General features: G+C 53.1%; 21 protein-coding genes. 3 read left to right on the top strand and 18 right to left on the bottom strand.

The genetic code is table 11. The annotated features are described in order from the left end of the window. Nucleotides 1-3: 3 nt before the first annotated feature. The 11 genes from rpoN to RX717_RS14025 all read right to left on the bottom strand — a co-directional run bounded on the left by rpoN (nt 4) and on the right by RX717_RS14025 (nt 9881). Nucleotides 4-1302: an RNA polymerase factor sigma-54 gene (rpoN, locus tag RX717_RS14075; protein ID WP_107631566.1), complete on the bottom strand. Its 1299-nt coding sequence runs from the start codon at nt 1300-1302 to the stop codon at nt 4-6. A 28-nt stretch (nt 1303-1330) separates the two neighbouring features. Beyond that, a complete protein-coding gene (locus RX717_RS14070) occupies nt 1331-2275 on the bottom strand; it encodes a transketolase family protein (protein ID WP_054327833.1) in 945 nt (314 codons plus the stop codon). Further along, entirely contained in the window at nt 2272-3096 is an 825-nt protein-coding gene (locus RX717_RS14065) for a transketolase (RefSeq protein ID WP_054327834.1), read from the bottom strand. Before RX717_RS14065 ends, RX717_RS14070 begins: the two co-directional genes overlap by 4 nt. A 10-nt stretch (nt 3097-3106) precedes the next feature. After that, nucleotides 3107-3832 (bottom strand): RraA family protein, encoded by a 726-nt coding sequence (locus RX717_RS14060; RefSeq protein ID WP_316960403.1) that lies wholly within the window; start codon nt 3830-3832, stop codon nt 3107-3109. Nucleotides 3833-3860: 28 nt separating this feature from the next. Continuing rightward, on the bottom strand, nt 3861-4664 hold the full coding sequence (locus RX717_RS14055; RefSeq protein WP_107631567.1) for an HpcH/HpaI aldolase family protein: 804 nt from the start codon (nt 4662-4664) through the stop codon (nt 3861-3863). A 59-nt stretch (nt 4665-4723) separates the two neighbouring features. Further along, nucleotides 4724-6007, bottom strand: a complete 1284-nt coding sequence (locus RX717_RS14050) for a TRAP transporter large permease (protein ID WP_054327838.1) — start codon at nt 6005-6007, stop codon at nt 4724-4726. Then, the gene (locus RX717_RS14045; protein ID WP_054327839.1) at nt 6004-6561 is read right to left on the bottom strand and encodes a TRAP transporter small permease; all 558 of its coding nucleotides are present in this window, start codon (nt 6559-6561) and stop codon (nt 6004-6006) included. The genes RX717_RS14050 and RX717_RS14045 overlap by 4 nt, the downstream gene beginning before the upstream one ends. A gap of 80 nt (nt 6562-6641) precedes the next feature. Next, nucleotides 6642-7706, bottom strand: coding sequence for a TRAP transporter substrate-binding protein (locus RX717_RS14040; RefSeq protein WP_054327840.1), 1065 nt, complete (start codon nt 7704-7706; stop codon nt 6642-6644). 20 nt (nt 7707-7726) lie between these two features. Then, complete coding sequence (locus RX717_RS14035; RefSeq protein WP_316960402.1) at nt 7727-8746, bottom strand: amidohydrolase family protein; 1020 nt, start codon at nt 8744-8746, stop codon at nt 7727-7729. Next, a complete protein-coding gene (locus tag RX717_RS14030) occupies nt 8704-8949 on the bottom strand; it encodes a hypothetical protein (protein WP_316960401.1) in 246 nt (81 codons plus the stop codon). Before RX717_RS14030 ends, RX717_RS14035 begins: the two co-directional genes overlap by 43 nt. Continuing rightward, the gene (locus tag RX717_RS14025; protein WP_054327843.1) at nt 8916-9881 is read right to left on the bottom strand and encodes a hydroxyacid dehydrogenase; all 966 of its coding nucleotides are present in this window, start codon (nt 9879-9881) and stop codon (nt 8916-8918) included. Before RX717_RS14025 ends, RX717_RS14030 begins: the two co-directional genes overlap by 34 nt. A 254-nt stretch (nt 9882-10135) precedes the next feature. Here RX717_RS14025 and RX717_RS14020 point away from each other — a divergent pair, with 254 nt between their 5' ends. Both RX717_RS14020 and RX717_RS14015 read left to right on the top strand, forming a co-directional pair. Then, nucleotides 10136-12055, top strand: coding sequence for a sigma 54-interacting transcriptional regulator (locus RX717_RS14020; RefSeq protein ID WP_107631569.1), 1920 nt, complete (start codon nt 10136-10138; stop codon nt 12053-12055). Between the two features lie 279 nt (nt 12056-12334). Continuing rightward, nucleotides 12335-13273, top strand: coding sequence for a 3-hydroxyacyl-CoA dehydrogenase family protein (locus tag RX717_RS14015; protein ID WP_054327845.1), 939 nt, complete (start codon nt 12335-12337; stop codon nt 13271-13273). A 171-nt stretch (nt 13274-13444) separates the two neighbouring features. Here the strand turns inward: RX717_RS14015 and RX717_RS14010 are convergent, their stop codons facing one another. From RX717_RS14010 to RX717_RS13980, 7 genes are all read right to left on the bottom strand, one after another. Next, the gene (locus tag RX717_RS14010) at nt 13445-13663 is read right to left on the bottom strand and encodes a hypothetical protein (RefSeq protein WP_054327846.1); all 219 of its coding nucleotides are present in this window, start codon (nt 13661-13663) and stop codon (nt 13445-13447) included. Between the two features lie 21 nt (nt 13664-13684). Then, a complete protein-coding gene (locus RX717_RS14005) occupies nt 13685-14209 on the bottom strand; it encodes a nucleoside recognition domain-containing protein (protein ID WP_186950023.1) in 525 nt (174 codons plus the stop codon). Continuing rightward, entirely contained in the window at nt 14206-14865 is a 660-nt protein-coding gene (locus RX717_RS14000; protein WP_107631570.1) for a nucleoside recognition domain-containing protein, read from the bottom strand. The genes RX717_RS14005 and RX717_RS14000 overlap by 4 nt, the downstream gene beginning before the upstream one ends. Next, complete coding sequence (locus RX717_RS13995; protein ID WP_107631571.1) at nt 14862-16061, bottom strand: M20/M25/M40 family metallo-hydrolase; 1200 nt, start codon at nt 16059-16061, stop codon at nt 14862-14864. The genes RX717_RS14000 and RX717_RS13995 overlap by 4 nt, the downstream gene beginning before the upstream one ends. Nucleotides 16062-16162: 101 nt before the next feature. Continuing rightward, nucleotides 16163-17263, bottom strand: coding sequence for a hypothetical protein (locus RX717_RS13990; RefSeq protein ID WP_316960400.1), 1101 nt, complete (start codon nt 17261-17263; stop codon nt 16163-16165). Between the two features lie 279 nt (nt 17264-17542). Beyond that, complete coding sequence (locus tag RX717_RS13985; protein ID WP_107631573.1) at nt 17543-18463, bottom strand: LysR family transcriptional regulator; 921 nt, start codon at nt 18461-18463, stop codon at nt 17543-17545. 470 nt (nt 18464-18933) lie between these two features. Further along, nucleotides 18934-19407: a GNAT family N-acetyltransferase gene (locus tag RX717_RS13980; RefSeq protein ID WP_107631575.1), complete on the bottom strand. Its 474-nt coding sequence runs from the start codon at nt 19405-19407 to the stop codon at nt 18934-18936. 381 nt (nt 19408-19788) lie between these two features. On the opposite strand from RX717_RS13980, the gene RX717_RS13975 reads away from it, so the two are divergent. Then, the gene (locus RX717_RS13975; protein WP_054327850.1) at nt 19789-20517 is read left to right on the top strand and encodes a GntR family transcriptional regulator; all 729 of its coding nucleotides are present in this window, start codon (nt 19789-19791) and stop codon (nt 20515-20517) included. Nucleotides 20518-20566: the final 49 nt, after the last annotated feature.

The raw sequence follows: 20566 nt of genomic DNA, 5'->3' as shown, positions 1-20566 counted from the left end.
TTTTCAACGTTTTCGCTGGGCTGCGGATGGGATCCCAAGCGATTCACGGTATTTTGCAATTGTGCGGCGGGCAAGCGGGATACCCGCCGCCTTCAGCCGTTCCATCAGCGCCTGATCGCTCAGCGGCGTGTGTTTATCTTCCTCCTCAATCAGCTTTCGCAATGCCTGCATAGCCTGCGCCTGACTGATGCCCTGTTCTGCATCAAGAGACACGGTGAACAGGTCGCGCAGCGGCAGGGTTTTACGCGGGGTCTGGATATATTTGTCCCGCACACCGCGGCTGACGGTAGATTCATGCACACCCATCGCTGCCGCCAGCTGATGAAAGGTAAGAGTTTTCAGCGGCTTGCCATATAGCAGATAATCACTTTGCCAGACCACAACGCGGCTGGCGATTTCGGTAAGGGTTGCGCGGCGTTTTTCGATGCAGGTAAGCACAAATTTGGCCTGTGCGAGCCGTTCGGCATAGTAAGCCTTGACCTCCGGCCGGTCGTCCGAACGGAGCAGCCTGTCATACAGCGTGGATATGCCAACCGAACCCATCCAGCGGTCATTGATATGTATATTCCATTCTCCATCGGTGTAGCTGCACACCAGATCCGGAACGATGTATTGCGTCTGGCCACCGGTAAAGGCTGCGGCGGGATGCGGGTCAAGATGGCGGACCGCCTCCAGGCAGCGCCGCTGGACAAGCTTGGAAATACCGGCTTCCTGTGTGATTTTGGAAAAGCGCCCGGCTGCGAGATCCTCCAGGTAGGAGTGCAGCAAGGTATCAAAGGCGGTATTCCCGAGACCCAGCCGCTCCAGTTGCAGAAACAGACAGTCGCCGATGTCGTGCGCGCCGATGCCTGGCGGTTCCAGAGAGCGGAGACGCGCCATGCAGCGCGATACCTGCTCAGGATGCAGATGCAGGAGTTGGGAAACCTCTTGTGTGGAAACGTCCAGAAAGCCCTGCGCGCTGAGCGAATCAATCAAAAACTGCATGCAGCCCCATTCGGCAGACGACATGGAGCGCTCGTTGAGCTGGCTGAGCAGATGGTCGCGAAGGGACGGACGATCGGGGAGCGGGATGTCTCCGTGTTCTGGAGCTTCGGAGGGTGCGCCGTGTCCCGAAAGGGAAAATAGTTCGGAAAAAGAGCTGTCGGTGTATTCGGGCGGTTCGAGTAACGGGTTATCCTCCAGCTCGCGCTGGAGGAACCGCTCGAGTTCGTCTCCGGTCATGGCAAGCACGTTCAGAGATTGTACCTGTGCGTGGGACAGGGTTTGCTTTTGCGAAAGGCTTTGTTTTGCATGGATATCCATGACAACTCCTGTTCTTAAGGGGAAATTTTTAACGGGACGTTTTGCGCTGCACGGCCCGCCGCGCTGCTGCGCACAGGGAATCTACGCCGAGGCCGTACTTGTCGATCAGCTCCTCCGGAGTGCCGGATTCGCCAAAGCTGTCCTGCACGCCGATACGCTCGACCGGTACGCAGACGCTCTCCGAAAGCGTCTCGCATACCGCGCTGCCCAGCCCACCGATGACCTGATGCTCCTCGCAGGTAACAACAGCGCCGGTTTCCGAGGCGTGCCGGATGACATCCTCACGGTCAAGAGGCTTGACGGTATGCACGTTGACGACGCGGGCAGAAATGCCTTCGGCAGAGAGCTGCTCCGCAGCCCGCATCGCCTGATGGACAAGGTAACCGTTTGCGAGGAATACCATATCGCTGCCGTCGCATACCAGACGGTTTTTACCGAGTACAAAAGGAGTGTCCTCATCCGTTATGACAGGGACCGCTTCGCGGCCGAAGCGGATAAAGCACGGCCCGGGGTGGTCATACAGGGCAAGCGTCGCCTTGCGGGTCTCGATTGCGTCGCAGGGGACGACAACCGTCATACCCGGCAAAGTGCGCATCAGCGCCACGTCCTCAAGCGCCTGATGTGTGGCACCATCCGGCCCGACCGAGATGCCGCCATGCGCCCCCGCGAGCTTAACGTTCAGGTGGTTATAGCAGACGGTGTTGCGGATCTGATCCCAGGCGCGGCCCGCAAGGAACACGCCGTAGGTTGATACAAAGGGGGTAAGCCCGGCAAGGGCCATGCCGGCGGCTGTGCCGACCATATCCTGTTCGGAAATGCCGCAATCCAAAAAGTATGAGGGGTTTTCCTGCTTGACCCATTCCGAACGGGTGGATTTAGCCACGTCCGCATCCAGAACCATCACATCCTCATGCAGACGGCTGAGTTCAAGGAGCGCTTTGCCGTATCCGTCGCGCATAGGCGTATCCTTCATGCTTCCACCTCCAGCTCTGCCATCGCCTGTGCATATTCTTCATCATTTGGCGCGGTTCCATGCCATTTTGCGCTGTTTTCCATATAGGAAACGCCCTTGCCCTTTACGCATTGGGCGAGTATAACGGTCGGCCTGCCCTTACAGGCGCGTGCGGCCTGATAGGCGGAGTAAATCGCGCTGACGTCGTGCCCGTCCGTTTCTATCACGTTCCAGCGGAAAGCCTCCCACTTTTCGCGGAGCGGCTGTACCTCCTTGATCTCATCGACGCGGCCGTCAAGCTGAACGTTGTTGTAGTCGACGAGGGCGCATATATTGTCCAGCCCGTGCTGGGGGGCAAACATTGCCGCCTCCCATACCTGGCCTTCCTGTAGCTCTCCATCACCCATCAGGCAGTAGACGCGCGCGTCCGAACCGCGCCGCTGCAACGCAAAGGCAATACCGTTTGCAATGCTGAGCCCCTGACCGAGCGAACCGGAGGAACAGTCCAAGCCGGGCGTCGCATCCTTTTTGGGGTGTCCCTGAAGGCGGGAGCCGAAGCGGCGCAGCGTGAGCAGCTCCTCAGGAGGGAAAAAGCCACGGCGTGCGAGCACACTGTAAATTACCGGCGCGGTATGCCCCTTGGAAAGGATGAACCGGTCGCGCTCTGCCCAATTCGGGGAGGAAGGGTCGCAGCGGAACTGGTCCGTGAAATACAGCGTCGCGAGCAGATCGGCGGCAGAAAGAGAGCCGCCCGGATGACCGGAGCCGGCTGCGTGTATCATGGTAACGATATCGCGGCGGATCTGCCGGGCGATTTCCTTAATTTTTTGTTCCTGAAACATACGGCCTCCTTTACTTGCCGATTGCGGCGCGGCGGCGGGTCATTTCCGCACGCCATGCCATGACTTCATCCGCAGTGACGCGGCGGCCCTCCGACATCGCTTTCCGGCAGGGGAGCAGAAGGGCGTCCTCTGCCTCTACCGCCTGCCGGCACGCGGCGGCCAGACGGGGGGCGATCTCGTGAGGAATTACGATCGCGCCATGACAATCCGCGTGGATCAGGTCGCCGGGATGGACCTCCATGCCGCAGACCTCCACCGTTCCACCGGCCTCGACCATATGGATGTACGCGTGGGAGATCAGGATCTCCCGGGAGAACAGGTAGAAGCCAACCTTCGCGACCTCCGCCACATCGCGGACGCCGCCCGAGGTGACCGTACCAACGCAGCCGAGCGCCCGATGGACGGTCGCCTGCACGTCGCCCCAGAACGAGCCGACCGGCTGCGGGTCGAGATCCTGAATCACCGCGACCTGCGGCTGATCGAAGCCTTCATACTGCTTGTAGTATGCCCGCATCACCTCATTGTGCCGGGTGTCCGCCGGATACCGTGCGGAAATGATGCCCGTTCGGGCATAGCCGACCATCGGCTTATCCTCCATGCTGACGCGCAGGCGCAGACTGGTATCGGTATAGCCTGTGGTTTTGGCGCGCACGCCGAAGCCTTCGATGGCGTTGCAGATGGTCGGGGTGTCAAATTCGCGCAGCGCTTCCAGCTGTGCATTTGTCAGACATTCCATTTTCGGAGCCCCCTTGCTGTGTTCTGGCTCAATAGGCCTGTCCAAGCGCGTCCAGAGTCTCATGTGTGCCTTTCAGGACCGCCTTGCCGCCGTTAACGATGTAGTTAAAGTCGAAGTTCATGCACAGCCAGTTGGCACCTCGGCCGAGCCAATCCTTGACAAACTGTTCGCTGTATGCGCCGGAAACACCGAAAGGCTTGCCGGTCTTACGTAGGATTTCACCGATCCTGTCAAATTCAGACTTGGCTTCAGGGGAAGCGGCTGTATAGCGGTGCTCCTGCGTGTTCATGCTCATGGCATAGTCGTTCGGGCCGATGACAAAGCCAGAGATGCCGGGCAGTGCCGCGATAGCCTCCAGATCCTTGACCACGTCAACATGCTCGATTTGCACGATCGTCCAGATGTGCTTATCCTCATTGGCGGTGTACTCTGCCTTGTCCCACATCGAGTAGTTGACCGCACGGCGTGTTCCCATGCCGCGTACACCGTTCGGAGGATAGTGCGTTGCTGCGGCGGCTGTTCGGGCCTCCTCCAGCGAGCGCACCATCGGCACGATGATACCGTCTGCACCCATGTCGAGAACGCTTTTGATAAAAACATGATCGTTCCACGGGACACGGACGATACCGGCCACACCTGCTGCGCGGCATGCGAGCAGATGGTTTTGGATATCTTTCTTGTCGATGGCGGAATGCTCCGCATCGATCCAGATGAAATCGAAGCCGCAGCCTGCGAGAGCTTCGGTAAGAAACGGGCTGTCAAAGCCAACGTGGGAGCCAACCGGAACCTTTCCGGCAGCGATTTTATCGGTGATTTTTTGAAGATTAAACATTAAAGAACCTCTTTCCAAGTCTTATTGTCAGTTGATGGAATATAGAAAGGATGGGGCAATCATCCGCCCACAAGGGATGGCAGGAATGTAATTAAACCAGGGATATAGGCACACAGGATGCAGATGATAACACAACATATAATCATAGGCGCTGCACCCTTGGTAGCCTGTTCAAAAGATACGCCCGACGTGGACGATATTGTAAACAGGTTCAGCCCGAATGGCGGTGTGATCAGGCCGCAGATCATAACGATACACATCAATACGCCGAGATGGAGTTCGCTCAGTCCGAACTCTACGCCGATAGGGACCAGGATAGGCGCCAGAATAAGCAGTGCTGGCGCAGTATCCATTAGTGCGCCTGCAATCAGGAATATAATGATTACAACTGCCAGATAAATGTATGCATTACCTAACATGGGAACAACGGCCGATGTCAGTTTGGACGGGATACGTTCCTTGGTCAGCAGGAAAGAAAATGCGTTGGAAAGTGCAACAATTAGCATAATAACGCCGGTTGTGCTTGCTGTACGCTTCATAACCTGCAGGTACCGCTTGAAAGTGAAGCGGCCGTACGCGATCATTAGAGCTGTAGTATAAGCGATTGCAACTGCAGCTGCTTCAGTGGGGGTGAAAAGGCCGGAATATATACCTCCGAGAATAATAACTGGTAGCATCAGAACGCCCAAGCTGTGCCATGTTGCTTTCAGAATGTCGTATAGAGAATATTTTGTTGTGCTGCGTGGTAACTGATGCTTAATCGCATACCAAGTGTTGTACAGCAGGAAAGAGCCTGCCATAAGAACTCCAGGAATAACGCCGCCAAGGAACATGTCCGAAATGGATACGCCCATGGCAGAACCGTAAATAATCATCGGGATACTGGGAGGAATAACTGGGCCGAGTACCGCGCCGGAGGCGATAATACCGGCAGATGCGTCTTTGCTGTACTGTGCCTTGATCATCAGCGGGAACATGATAGCGCCAACGGCTGCTGTCGTTGCAGCGCCCGAGCCGGTTAATGCTGCGAAAATCGCACAGGTGATAATCGCGACCGCACCCATACTGCCAGGAAGACGGCCGAATACCTTGTTGACCCAGTCGACCAGACGCTCAGTGATATTGCCGGCTTCCATCAGGTATCCTGCAAAGGTGAACATCGGGACCGCTAAAAAAATAAAGGAATCGTTGCCGGTAATCATCTTGGCCGGGATCATGGATAAGTCGCAGGTTCCGGTAAATAACGCAAGGCCGCAGCATGCCAAACCAATGGCATATCCTACCGGCACACAGAGTGCAAGCAGGAGGAACAACAAACCAAACAGGATAAGAGCCGATGTCATTTGTTTTTCCCTCCTTCTGCCTGCTGTGCAGCAACAATCTGAACTTCTTCGATTTCTGTGCTGCGCTTGTCATCGCCGCATACGATTAGCTGGATCACGTTATTGATCGTGTTCCCAGTAATAAAAATGCCGCCCAGCACCGCTGAAAAATAGATAATCGGCATTGGAATGCGCCAAGACGTAGAAATTAGCTTGCTGACGCCCATAGCAGCCTGATAACCGCAAACGATGAAAATAACACCAAACAGTGCGATTAGCAAATAAACGATCAGATCCAAGGCAAACCGGCCTTTTTTCGGTAGTGCGTCACGCAAAAGAGTCAAACCTGGGTGTGCGTTACTTCCAGTTCCGGCACCCGCTGCAAAGAAGGTAAGGAAAATAAAAGCATATCGAGCAATTTCCTCCAGACCGGTCAGGGTAAAATTCGGGATAAAGCGGGTGAGAACCATCATGATACAGGTAACGACTAGGATGCCGAGGAATATACAGGCGAGAACCATCAGCGCTGCATTGATTTTTTGAACGCTATGGTCCAGACGCTTCGCCCACTGCATACATATTCATCTCCTTTCGCAGACTATAAGGGGGGGGCTGCCCGGTGCAGCCTTCAGCACACACCGGGCAGCAATGTGGTTTACTTGCCTGCGCGATACTCTTCCACCAGATTTACGCACATGGTGTAAAAGTCTTCGCCGATTTCAGGCTTGAACTGATCGCGTACACTGGCAGTTGCTTCTTTGAACGGAGTAAGGTCGGGCTCAAAGAATTCAATGCCTGCTTCCTCTTCCATTTCCGTAAAAGAAACCTCCATCTCACGCTGATGGGTGCGCTGGGCCATTGCGGCATCATAACCAGCCTCGGTGATCCAGCCCTGCTCCTCTTCGGTCAGGGAGTTCCAGACATCCATGTTGATCATCGGCCAGCACAGGATCGGGAACGGATTGACGCGCGTGCAGTAATCGGATACTTCGTAGAAGCCCATGGTAGCGGCGATCGGAACACCAACGTCCAGGCCGTCGATAACACCCTGCTGGAAGGCGGTATAGCATTCGTTCCATGCGATAACCGAGGGGATGGTTCCCAGAGCTTTGTAAGCGGCCTCATGCACGCGGTTGGTAGTAACACGGACCTTGAGATCCTTCATATCCTCAAATGTTTTAACAGCCTTACCCTTGGTGAACAAAGTACGCCAAGAAGCATCGAGTACCGGTGCAAACTGGTGCATGTTCCAGGTGCCTTCATAAATCGGGGTGATTTCATTTAGGAAGTCTTCGTTATCAACCAGGAACTGATACTCATCTTCGCTATCGAAGAAATATGGCAGGTCAAGCACCTGTAACTGCGGAATGCTACCGGAAACGATATTGTTGGAAATGCAGACCGCATCCAGCGAGCCGTCACTGACTGCTTGAAACATCTCAGTTTCAGTACCGAACTGGCTATCTGAGAAGATTTCAAACTGAATAGCACCATCGCAGATCTCTTGCAGATTTTTATTGAGCTGCTCACAGAAATAATGATATTGGTCATCTGGATCCGCAGGGTTGGAATGACCTATGGTGAATACCTTGGCTTCGGTGTTTGCGGATGTTTCACCGCCGTCATTGTTACTTTCCACAGTCGTATTCGGCGCACAGGCTGCGACCGAAAGTAAAAGGCTTGAAGCCAGAAACAGTGCGCAGATTTTTCTCAGTTTCATTCTCTTTCTCCTTTGTTTTGTTAAGCAAATTTCTGATATTTATCTTCCAGCTGATCGAACAAAATTTCACCGTTGCAAATGGTCATCTTGTTTTCGATCAGTTGATCACCGTGAACCAGATTGCCGTAGTGATCCCAGAAAGTGACCGGACGTTCCGCGATTTTTAATATGGCAAGGTCCGCTGCTTCGCCAAGTGCAAGGAAAGGGGCTGAGCGCCCGTACAAAAGCTTTGCTGGATTTTCGGTGCAGCATCGCAGGACTTCGGTGAAAGACATACCGAGGTTGAGATATTCTGACAGCATCATTGTGAAAGGATAGCGTGCGGAGAGTGAGATTTTGGTATAATCCGAGCTAATGATATCCGGCAAAAAACCTTGATCAATTGCTTTCTTTGCACAGGAAAGGGAAAAGTTATTGGTTTTCCCGTGTGCTGCGTCGAATAAAACACCGCGTTCACGCGCATGGCGGATACTGCTTCGTACGTTTCCAGACTCATCCAGAATGCCCTCGCCGGTTTCATGGAACATGTGACAGTAAATATCTCCAGGACGGAATAGGTCAATGAACTCGTCAACAGGAACGATGGGATCCGTGGCATGAGCAGAGATGCGAAGCCCTGTTTCCTCGCCCAGACGTATGGCCTCGCAGAGAGGCTCAATGCCATATGGTGCCAGATGATCCTTATCAATCTTAATTTTTATACCAACTATCTCATTTGGATACTTCTGACAAAGCTCCACAATGCCGTCCCGATTAATATGATCTGGATTTTCATCCTCCACACAACCCAGACCTACTTGACCGCCTGTTCCGACAAAGATATATGCCTTTACATTCACTAAGCTGCGTGCTGCTACACTATTCCAAAATATCGGGAAGCCACCACAGCCCGCCGAGCCGGCATCCACTAATGTAGTCACTCCATTTGGCAATGCATAAGCCTCGGCGGAGCAGCTCGCCCAATCGCCACCGTGGAATACATGACAATGGTAATCGATCAGCCCGGCAGAAACATAACATCCCTCTGCGTTGATGCACATTTTGGCATCGTTTGTTGAGATGGTGCCAATAGCGGCAATCTTACCGGCGACGACGGCAAGATCTTCTTTTTTTCAAAATCGCCAATTGTATCAATTAAAGTGCCGTTTTTTATGACGATATCGTATTTTTTACTCCTAAGCTGATACATATTTCCTCCTTTTGAAAAGGCTACCTCGGCTTCTTCGGCGTAACGCACGGCCATGTCGGGGCGCCGCCGGAGAGCACTTCGTCGATACCCTGCGCGGCGTGCAGGCCCATGCGATCGGTGGTTTCATGCGTCAGGGAGGCGTTATGCGGCGTCACTGTGATGTTGGGAAGCGTAAACAGCGGATTGTCGGCAGCGGGGGGTTCCTGTGCATATACATCCAGACCGGCGCCGGCGATCCGACCGCTGTGCAGCGCTTCGTACAGATCGGCTTCATTGACAATTGTGCCGCGCGCGGCATTGAGCAGGTATGCCGTAGGCTTCATCAAAGAGAGCATATCCTTGTTGACAAAGCCCGCATTATCCTTGGTGGCTGGGACATGGAGGGAAACAAAATCGGCCCTGCGGAAAACCTCTTCCATCGTATCGACATACTCGATCTCTGGCAGGCGCGCTTCCGCTGGAACGAAGGGATCATAGCCGACCGCCTTCATATCAAAACCATGCACGCATTTCTTTGCAACCATGGAACCGATCTTACCGCAGCCGATGATACCGATGGTTTTCCCCTCTACATCCATACCTTTCATGGTATTGCGGATGTTGTAGTCGCCCGAACGGATCGCCAAATCGAACCGTACCAGCTTTTTGGCACAGGCCAGAAGCAGCATCATGGTATGCTCCGCCACGGCGATTGCATTGGAAAGGGGACCGTTTGTTACCCAAATGTTCTGCTCGGCGGCAGCCTCCAGGTCAATTTTGTCCAGCCCTACACCGTGCTTGCTGATCACCTTTACGGAAGGGATGTTCTCCAGGATCCGGCGGGTGATGGGCTCATTCCGCACCAGCATCGCATCGCAGCCCTGTGCATCGGCGATGATGGTGTCCTCGTCCAGCCCGCGCCCCATCTTGATTTCATAACCCCGGTCGCGCAGATACTGCTTGCCGGCTTCTGAAATGTCGGAAGGGATCAGGACTTGAAGTTTCATAAGCAAAGACCTCCTTTATTTATGGATACGCTGTTTTGCGTTCGCCCTGTTAAAGAGCAGGAAGCATGCCAAAAAGCAGGACAGACAAAATAATTCCTTCTCCGACAAAGTAAAACTTTTCTGGTTGTTCAAAATAAACAGAAAGGGCTTGATAATGGGCGGAACATATGGTATGGTTGTTGCAACGTGCTGTAACGAGACGTAACGAAACGTGAAACGATGTTGCATCGCCGGAAAGAGTAGAGGAGAAAGAAATGATTCGTATCGTATTATTAGCGCCGTTTGAGGAGCTAAAGGAACAGGCGGAAGAGGTTTTTGCCGAGGGGATGGAAACCGGACGCGCGGGGAATGGGCGGGAATATGATTTCTGCGCGGTTTTAGCGCCGACGACAGCGCAGGCGCTGTCACAGAATCTGGACGCCGATGTGATCATTGCACGGGGGGCGCTGGCGTTCGATCTGAAGCGCCGGGGAGGGCCGATCCCAATTGTTGAGCTGGTGATTTCCGGCGAAGATATATTGAACGTATTGTATAAGCTGAAAGAGCTGTATGGCGCTGCGCCTGCCGGAATCATAGGCTCTACCAATATGATTCTTGGGATCGAGGAAACCGCCCAGCGTATCGGCGTGGATGTAACGCCCTATTATCTGGAAGAAAATACAGACGAGGAGGTATACCGAGCGGTTGTGCGTGCGGTTGAGGATGGAAAAAAGGTCATTCTGGGCGGTATGCGCGGATGCATCTATGCCCGGAACCTTGATGCCCAGACGATGCTGCTCACATCAGGAAGAAGCTCGATCTGGAATGCGATCACAGCCGCCAAGCAGCTCGGTGCAGCGAGCAGGGAGGCGCGGGAGCAGAATCTGCTGCGCACCGCAATGGTGGACAACGCGTTCGAGGGGCTGATTGCCCTGGACCAGAACCGGAATATTTCGGCGATGAATCGAGCGGCACAGCGTATCCTGAATATCACGCCGGGGGACTGGTTCCTTGGCATGCCGGTACGGGAAGTGCTGCGGTCACCGCAGATCGCTCGTCTGGTCAACCGGCCTAACGATTATATTGATGAAATTATCGAATACCACCAGACTCACCTTTCATTTAAGAAAATCACAATTAATCTGCGCGACGAAGTGATCGGCTATGTGCTGACCTTCCTGAACGCCAATCAGATTCAGGAAACCGAGGGCAAGCTGCGCGGAAAGCTTTACCATAAGGGTCATACGGCGAAATACACCTTTGACAGTATCATCGGGGAAAGCACGGCGATTCGGGAGTGCATCCGCAGGGCGGATGCGTTTGCGCAAACCAATTCCAATATTGTGATCTTTGGCGAGAGCGGTACAGGCAAGGAGCTGTTCAGCCAGTCGATCCATAATGCCAGTATGCGTTGCGGGCAGCCTTTTGTAGCAATCAACTGTGCGGCGATTCCGGAAAGCCTGCTGGAAAGCGAGCTGTTCGGCTATGTCAACGGCGCGTTCACCGGTGCGAGCAAGGAGGGGAAAGCCGGCCTGTTTGAAATCGCACATAACGGAACGATTTTCCTGGATGAGATTTCTGAAATGCCGCTTGCGCTGCAAAGCCGGCTGCTGCGTGTAATACAGGAACGTGAGATCATGCGGATCGGGCATGATAAGGTAATCCCGATCGATGTCCGTATTATCGCGGCGAGCAACCGCAACCTGTATGAGCAGGTGCGGAAGGGGGAGTTCCGCGAGGATCTCTACTACCGCCTGAATGTCTTGGATCTGACACTGCCGCCACTGCGTGAACGCGGCGGGGATATCGCCCTGCTGGCGCAGGCTTTTCTGGATGAATTTCAGATCGGGCAGGGCAAGCCGAAAATCTGCTTCAGTGAAGAGGCAAAGGGGCTGCTGGAGCAGCAGATCTGGCAGGGGAACATTAGAGAACTGCGTAATTTCTGTGAGCGCCTGTCGGTTTTGTGTGGGGGTATTGATCTGATCGATGCGCGGGCGCTGAAAAGGTTCCTGCCGGGCGGCGCGCTTCCTGCACAGTCGGAAGAGGGCATGCGGGAGGAGTTGCTGCCTGGGCGGGAAAAGATTTGTGCCGCCCTGAAGGCGGCGAACGGAAATAAGACTGCCGCTGCACAGATGTTGGGGATTAGCCGCGTGACTCTGTGGCGGCAGCTGAAAAAGATGGAGCAGGAGAATTGAGGGTTAACAAAACGGCGCGTCCCCATGAACGAAGTTGCTCGATGGGAACGCGCCGCTATGCGCGGAGGAGTGTTTCACTGTTTCATGAAACAGCGCCCGCGCCGTGAAACGGGCGACGGGACAAGGTATGAGATAGGAACGGTTTTTGTCAGAATAATGTAAATCCAGCAGTTTTTTTGTGCGAATCGCTTCTTTTTGAGAAGGTATTTTGACTTGGCAAGCTTCTTGCTATATAATTAAAGCAGAAAGTCTTTGACACGATGGAAAGGAGCAAACAAAATGCTGGATTACAAAACTGGTGTGGTCGGTGCAGGGCGCGTTGGCGCGGGGATGGCGACGCTGATGGCGGGACACGGATGCTGGGTGACCATTGTCGGGCTGGATGAGGAAGATCTGAAGCGGTGCCGCGCAATTCTGGAGGGGAATCTGGAGGAGCTGGTGCAGCAGGGGCTTGCGACGGAGCAGAACCGTGCGGCGATCCGCAAACGCTTTATCCTGACGACCGATCCGGCTGATCTGAGGGATTGCGTGTTTGTGCTTGAGGCTGCGTTTGAAAATCTGGAAGTAAAGCGTGGGATTTATCGTGAGGTGGAGGAGATCGTTTCGCCTGAAACCCTGATGGCGTCTACGACATCCGCGATTTCGGCCGAACTGTTGACGGCGGAAATGAGGCATCCGGAGCGCTTCGTGGTTACCCATCCGTTCCAGCCGGCGCATATGCTGCCATTGGTGGAGCTGGTCGGCGGCCCGAAAACTACGCCGGAAACCATTGGGCGCGCCCGCAGGCTTTTGGAAGAGCTGGATCGCGAGGTTGTGACGCTGCATAAGAGCGTACCCGGCTTTATCATCAACCGATTCGCACAAGCGCTGTTCCGCGAGTCGCTTTATCTGGTCGAGCAGGGCGTGGTTTCGGTCGAGGACGTGGATAAGGCAATCAAATATGCAGTTGGTATGCGGTACGCATCGATCGGCCTGTTGGAATACTTTGATGATGTAGGTTTTAACCTGGAGTGCGATATTGCCAAAAGCGTATACCCCGACCTGTGCGGTACGCGGGCTATCCAGCAGATTGTACTGGATGGGATTGCAGCGGGAAAAACCGGCCGAAGTGCCGGACAGGGGCTCTATGATTGGGGCAAAAAGGATGACGCGGATTATCTGAAACGGAAAGCGGCGCCGTACTACGCGTGCTTTCATTGGGAAATGCCAGAAGACTGAAATAGCATGGATATCATCATAATAAGATGAGGGCCAGGGGCAGAACCCGTGAAGATCAGCCATCCCATGCAATGCCTATGGGATAAATATGGATAAAAGAGCCCCCCTGAGGAATTTCTTCCTCAGGGGGGCTCTCTCGGGAGGTGGGGCAAATAAAGGGAGCAGCGAGGCTTATTCCGGCGCTTGATCGCCGTTCTGTGCCTGTTCATCTGCGCGCTTTACCACGCGTATGCCAGCAGTTAAAAACAATGCGGAGACGATCGCTGCAGATAAGACGAACCCGTCCCGCAGAGTAAACAGAAAGCGGTCGGCCAGCATGACGGTAGAGATCAATACGCTGCCAAGGGCTTCCAATTGCAGACCGCGCCGGCGGGACAGCTTGGAAAGCATGGTTATCGCTCCTTTCCGCATTTACTGTACGCCCATCATCGAAAGGATGATGCGCATGATAATCAGGCTGATGGCTGCATCGAGCAGGCAGATGCCGATCAGCAGGGGATGCCATTTTTTGTTCGCGCCGGTCACCAAAACGATACGCGCATAGTGGCCAATCAGCGTACCCATCAGGATACAGGCAGGCAGCATCATGGAGGCCTGACCAAGCGTCAGGGTTCCAGCCTGATACATGGATGCCGCGGTTGCACAGCCGGATGCCTTGGCGAAAAATGCCGAGATCAAAACTGCGAACGCCTCACCCGGCAGGCCGAACAGCCCCATCACTGGACTCATAACCGTGCCGAGAAGGTCCATGAGTCCGGTTTCCTGCAGTATGTAAACCAGAACATATCCGAGAATCATTGCGGGGGTGATGTTTTCAATACCGACCTTGAAGCCCTTGGCACATCCTTTCAGGAATGTATCGACGACCGAAGGCTTTTTGGCTTTTTCGGGGGCTGCCTGCTGAGGGGCTGCTGCTATTTTTACTTCTGCATTCATAGTTTGCCCTCCTTATGCTTTTTGCCCTTCATGCGAAGGATCAACCGGACGATATTCGCACCGATCAGCTTACACACGACCATAATTACAATACAGGGACCGAGCGCAACCGGGCAGATCGCTACAAGCGGCGCACCGCCAGTAATCGTGTTATTGATACACGCAGAGCCGGCGTATTGATAGGCGACAAAAACCGTCCGTTCGTCATCGGTAATGTCGCCTTCCTCATACAGCTCACGGGTCATAACAGCTGCAACGTCCGAGCCGGTGAAGCTGGAGATAAAGGCGATGCCGCATTTGCCCGGAATACCCATCAGCGGACGAAGCAGCGGACGGAACACAATGTCAGACGCCTTGAAAGCGCCGAGCTGCTCAAATACGCCAAGCAAGCCGCAAAAAAACATAACTGCTGGGATCAGGTTAAAGCCGGCCATGAAGCCGTCCTTCGCGCCGGTGCCGCCCGAACCGATCAGATTGGCACCCGTTTCCCCGATCGTGCCAAACGCGCCGGAGAGGTTGGTAAAGTCTAGCACCTTGAGAGGGCCGTCCACCGTGCGAAAGGCACCAGACAGCACAAGAATCAGGATGACCAGTGAAATCCACGCGCCAATACCGATTTTTTCTTTCTGCGCCTCATTTTTCTCTTTTTCGTTCATTTGTTTACCTCCTTTCCTTTATCCCTGAAATCATCCTGTAATGTGTAGGCCGCGCAGGCGGCAAGCATACAGCGCTGGAACAGGGATTCCACTTCGGCACGCTCCTCTGGTGTATGGCTTTTTTCGCCGCGCGCCCCCATGCCGCATACTGTGGGTACTCCACAGGCGACAGTAATGCCGGAATCTGAAAGGCTGCCGACACGGAAACAGTCCACGTCTCCAAAGCCGCAATCCGCTGCGGTTTTTTTCACATGTCCGAACAAGGCCATAACACCATCCGTCGTATCCATGCAGTTCATCAGGCGGCTGGTATCCAGTTCGGCATATGTGTTGGGCACGGTATGGTGCTCCACAATGCTCTGGAGGGCGGTGAGGATCTCACCTTTGATCTCGGAAGTTGGGAAGCGGATCCCAAGGTTGATCGTACATGTGTCCGGAATGGTATTTTCGCCAATACCGCCGGATACCTTGCCGCAGTTGATCAGCTTTCCGCGTGGGATATCGTTGAGCGCTTCTATGGCGGCGATCTTATGTGCCGCCTCCAAAATAGCGGACCTTCCCTTCTCCGGCGCCAGGCCGGAGTGAGCGGCTACGCCATGCACCGTAATTTGGGCGGGGCCACCGCCGTTGCGTCCGACGACAAAGTGGTTGTCCAGATAGCCTGTTTCAAAATTGAATGCTGCCAGAGCGCCGCTTGCTTCTGCCTCCATAACCGCCTTAGCGTTTGAAAACATATGCAGGTTTTCCTCATCGCCGGCAAAGACGCACTTAATTGGACGCTCATGAAAGCCGAGCTCTGCCAGGGCTTTGATTGCATAGACTGCAATCACCAGCCCAGCTTTCATATCCACGACGCCGGGGCCATGTGCAAAGTTCTCCTCATCAACACGGAACGGATTCTCCTTTACTGCGCCTTCCTTAAATACGGTATCCATATGCCCGATAAACAGAAGCGGCGCTTTGGTGCTTCCGTTATCCCATTCGCCAACCAGAACGCTGCCCGCATTGTCCATGGGAATCGTGCGCGTTTTTACGCCTGCCCCCTCCAGTTCGCGGCGCAGGATATTGCATACTGCTTCCACGCCCTCCAACTGCCGTGAGCCGCTTTCCGTGTTGACCAGTTCTTCCCATAGGGAGAGCATCGGCTTTCGGTGTTTGTCGATATAGCGGCGGATCTGGTCAAAGGCTTGTTCCATACTTTACTCCTCCTTTTTCTTCATCTTATATACTCACAACAGCTGCACCGCCACGCCCGCAAGCAGGACGGAGGCGATCGTAACGGTGACAAAGCCCGCTGTCAGCATTTTAGGTAACAGATAGTTGAGAATAGCGGCTTTTTCCTCCTCGGTCCGCCCAAAGGCCTCGGAAACCTCCCGGGGATGAGCATCGTGGTCGGGAAACCGAACGTACAGCTGATGCCGTAGGCTACAGCAAGCCCAAAGGGAATGTGCATCAGCCTCGCGCAGATGAAACCGGTCAGCACGGTGCCTGCCACACCGCACGTAGCGCAGAGTACCAGAGATGGAAAAACCGATATTACCTGCTGCGGCGTGACTGCCGCCAGGTTGGAAAATATCAGGATGGTGACAAAAAATGTAATCAGGCTGTCTGCCTGCGTCTTTGCTAAAATACCCTTTTCCAGAAAGCCCAGTGCGAAGAATATCACGCCCATGACCAGGCACATGACAAAGTAATGAACAGTGCCGCCGGTCAGGTCGGACGCATAGTGCGCCGCCAGTGCAACTAGGCCCAGCTTTGACAGATATACGGATGGGCGGGCGAACGCCTGAGGAAGTTGCAGCGGGCCGCTTGCTTTGGTGCCACGGCACTCCTGTGTAGGTCCGCTGTATTCAGCAACCAGCGCTTGGTTCTCGCGGAACTGCCTGGCGGTGCGCCGAAGCAAAAATGAGGCGATGGGGATGCCGATAAATTTTTGTGTTACATAAAGCGCGATGCAGAGTGTGCTGGCCGCAGTCAGCCCCTTTTCATCCAGTGCGGTCGTCATGATCAGTGTTGCCGCGCTACCTCCGGCGAAAATCGGCGCGCTGGAAATTGCCATGTTGCGCCCGACAAGCGGTATGCCGATCCCGATAATTGCAGCTACCGCACCGCTTACACAGAGGAGCGAGATGACAACGACCTTCCACTGCCGCCGCAGCTCGGGGAAGTCGATCGTCGTGCCGAGGGATACGATCAGCAGACCTGCGATAATATTGCCGAATCCGGTAACCTGTGCATCCTCGATGATAGTCTGCGGCAGGATGCCGCTCCAAAAACTGAGGAGCAGCAGGATTGCAATGCTTAATACTGTCGAAAACACTGCTCTGGTCTTCTGCGCGATCAGCTCGCCAGCGGCATAGATGCACAGCAGAATGGTAAGTGCCAAAACCGGTGTCATAGGACCCCCCCTTTCTTTGCCTGGTAAAAGAATAGCATGCAGATTTTTTGTTTGTCCAAGTCGAAATAGTTATAATGCAGTTATAAATACAACATCATGATAAGAAAATATAAAAAGCCGGAATAAAATTATGCAATTCGAATAATAAAAAGGCACTGTGTACAAACACAGTGCCTGTATTTTTCTGTTTTGACGAAAGGATTCTGTTAAAATGCTTCTCATTAAAAATAGTTATAACTCGGCTATAATTATTTTTCATAGCTGGTTATAACTATCTTTTCAATTTTCAATAGTTCCCAACGGATATAACCCTTCCAGCAGGCGGACAAAATCCCGAGCCTCCGGGCTGAGAAGCTCCCGTTTACGCTGCACCCAGCCGACGTTGATCCTTACGTCACAGTTGCGTATGGGGATGCTTTGGATATCGTATGCTGCAAAATCCGGCGCGCTCAGCCCTGGCCCAAACCGGAAAATATCGGTCTTGCTGAGCAGCGCAAGGATGGCTGCGCTGTCATTAACATAAACGACCTTTTTATGCTCGGTCAGCCGGATACCGTCGATTTGCAAATAAAAGGTAAGGTTGGAAAAGTAATCATCCGGCAGCCGCACGATGGGGAAATGCAGCAGTTCTGCCATTGTGACCTCATCCCGTCCATATAACGGGCTATTGGGGCCAACATTGGCATACCAGGTATCCTCCCCCAGGGGATTAAATACCAGGTTTTTGAAGTGGAGCATGTGCTTGAGTTCCTTGACCTGCACATTGTTGCTCATTACAAACCCGATCTCCGCCTCACCGCTTTCTACGCTTTCAATTACCTGCTGCATGCGCTGCTCCACCAGCTTCAGCGCGATTTCCTCCTGCTTATGATTGTTGTAGAATTTACTGATCAGCCGCCCCATGGTAATGATTGGATAAGAGGCAATTGAAAGAAGACGCGGCCGCTCCTTGGAGGAAAGCCCTTGGATCAGTTCCATCTGACTCAGGATGGTGCGTGCATACTGATAAAGCTTTTTACCGTCATCGGTCAGAACGACGCCTTTATTCGTACGGTCGAAAATATGTACATTGAGTTCGCTCTCAAGATTGCTGATCGCCTTGCTCAGATTAGGCTGGGTGACAAACAGCCTTTCTGCCGCCTTGTTGATGCTGCCCTGCTCCGCGACGGTTACGAAATAGGTCAGCTGTTGGATCTGCATACCAAATCCCTCACTTTCTATCCCTTGATTTTACCATATTCCTCTGAAATTTCAAGAATTACAGCCTAAGCTGGGAGAGCGCAGGCGCTGGCAGGCAAGCTGTGTGAAAAGGGAGTGAGCAACGTCTGGCTGTACGATGTATCCAACCCCCATGTTTCACCAAGGTACGCCGTTTGTCCGCTGGGATGGAGAGCCCTGTACTTGACTACTGTGGCGCTCCTGTTTGACGACGGTAAACGGATTGGGGCTGGTTTTATGGAGGACGGGGATGTTACGGGGCTGACTGCACATATAATTCTATCCCGCTTTACATGATCATGGCCCAAATCGCATCAGCCATGCCGAGTACAGAATTCAAGAGGATTTTCGCTATAGACGGAATATGGTATTAATAAAGAAAACTATCATTGCAAAAGAAAGCACCGAACTGCGGCAGAGCCGCGCAGTTCGGTGCTTCTCCGTGCAGCGGTTTATCTTTTTTCATAAGAATAAACCATAATTCTTTCGCCTTTGGCATCATATTCCCCGTTGAAACGGAAGCCAAGCTGCTGATAAAGCTGGATCGCGTGACGGTTATTCTCATATACACTGAGGTATACGGTATTGCTCGAATACTCCATGTACAGTTTGGAAAGCAGGGCAAGCACTGCCTGCTTTCCGTATCCTTTCCCCTGGTATTTTCTGTCAATAAGCAGCCGGTCCAGCCATAGTTGGCCGGGAGCTGGTTCCGGAAAATAACCGTACATGGAAAAGCCAACCAGTGTGTTGCCATCGTAAATACCGACAGGCCGCCATAGCTCCAATTCGTCTGCTTCCTGCAAACAGTCCTTTACGCTCTCAATAAAGCTGGCTTGTTCTGAAAAAACCGTCAGAGCTTCAATCTCTTTCCGGTTTTCCTTGTTTACCAGCTCGAAATGTAATGGTATGTGAGTATTGAAAGCCATAATATTGTTCTCCTTCAAGGTTTTTTGGATTAAAGTGGAAGAAATCATAGGAGTATAATAATGTGTGTGGGAGGAGTTGAAAAAATGGGGAATGAGAGGGTGTACGGTGCCGTCTATTTACGGGCCCAGAAACGCGCCCTTCAGAGCATAAAAGCACAGGTAATAGGATAATACCACAATATATCATATCGAATCAAGAAAATACAGTGGATTAAGACGCCGCTCTGCCGTTTGTGAAATGTTGAAAATGAATGAAGAATGGCCTGCTGTTTTCCGTGTCGCAGCCCTTGACCTGGTTTTTCCAAATACCTATAATGGAAGTACAGACCAGTTGATCAGGAAAACGGCTGGACTGCAATAAAAAAGATAGAGGAAAAACTAATGCTTGTTCATGATTCTGTTGTTGCATTGTATGTGCAGCTTGCCAATTGCCTCTCGGATGCGATCTATCAGGGAGAATATAAGCCGGGTGATAAGCTTCCCTCGGAGAACAGCCTGTGTAAGCAGTATGGAGTCAGCCGGATCACCGTGCGACAGGCTTTGAACCTGTTGATTCAGCAAAACCTGGCGTTTGCGGTGCATGGTAAAGGCACCTTTGTTAAGGCACCGGATATCAGCCATGAGCTGAACCGCATCATCAGTTTTAGCCGCGTGCTCCAGCTAAAAGGGTTGACGGGCTATACCAGGGTGCGCGGCTTCCAAGCGGAGGCAGGCGATGCCGCAGCGCGGGAACGCCTTGGCAGTGCTTGCGCTGCGCTGGATCTGGTTGGGTATGCGGCGCAGACACCAGTCGTTTACTATCGATCTTTTTTCCCGACAGCGTTGGGCGAACGGATGTGGGAAGCTGCAAGGCAGGCAGAGGCTGCCGGACAGGCATTCTCAACATTCGACCTGTACGCAAGGCTTGGAATTAGATTAAAGGATGTAGAGCAGACATTAGGAGCGGTTAATGCAGATGCGGGGCTGGAAAAGATACTTTCGTTGCCGCACGGAAAAGCGTTGATTGTTTTGCGATCACTGTATTCCTCTCATGAAAATCATCCATTGGAGTATAAGCTGGGCTATTACCGTTCGGATATTTATTCCTTCCATTTGCAACGTCAGGTATGAGCAGGTGCGGTTGAGTGGGAACTGGAACGGTTGCTGCTCATACAGTTCG

Source organism: Intestinibacillus sp. NTUH-41-i26, from assembly GCF_032769475.1.
Taxonomy (GTDB): domain Bacteria; phylum Bacillota; class Clostridia; order Oscillospirales; family Butyricicoccaceae; genus Agathobaculum; species Agathobaculum ammoniilyticum.
The sequence above is the reverse complement of the archived record's forward strand: the minus strand, read 5'-3'. Positions and strand labels throughout refer to the sequence as shown.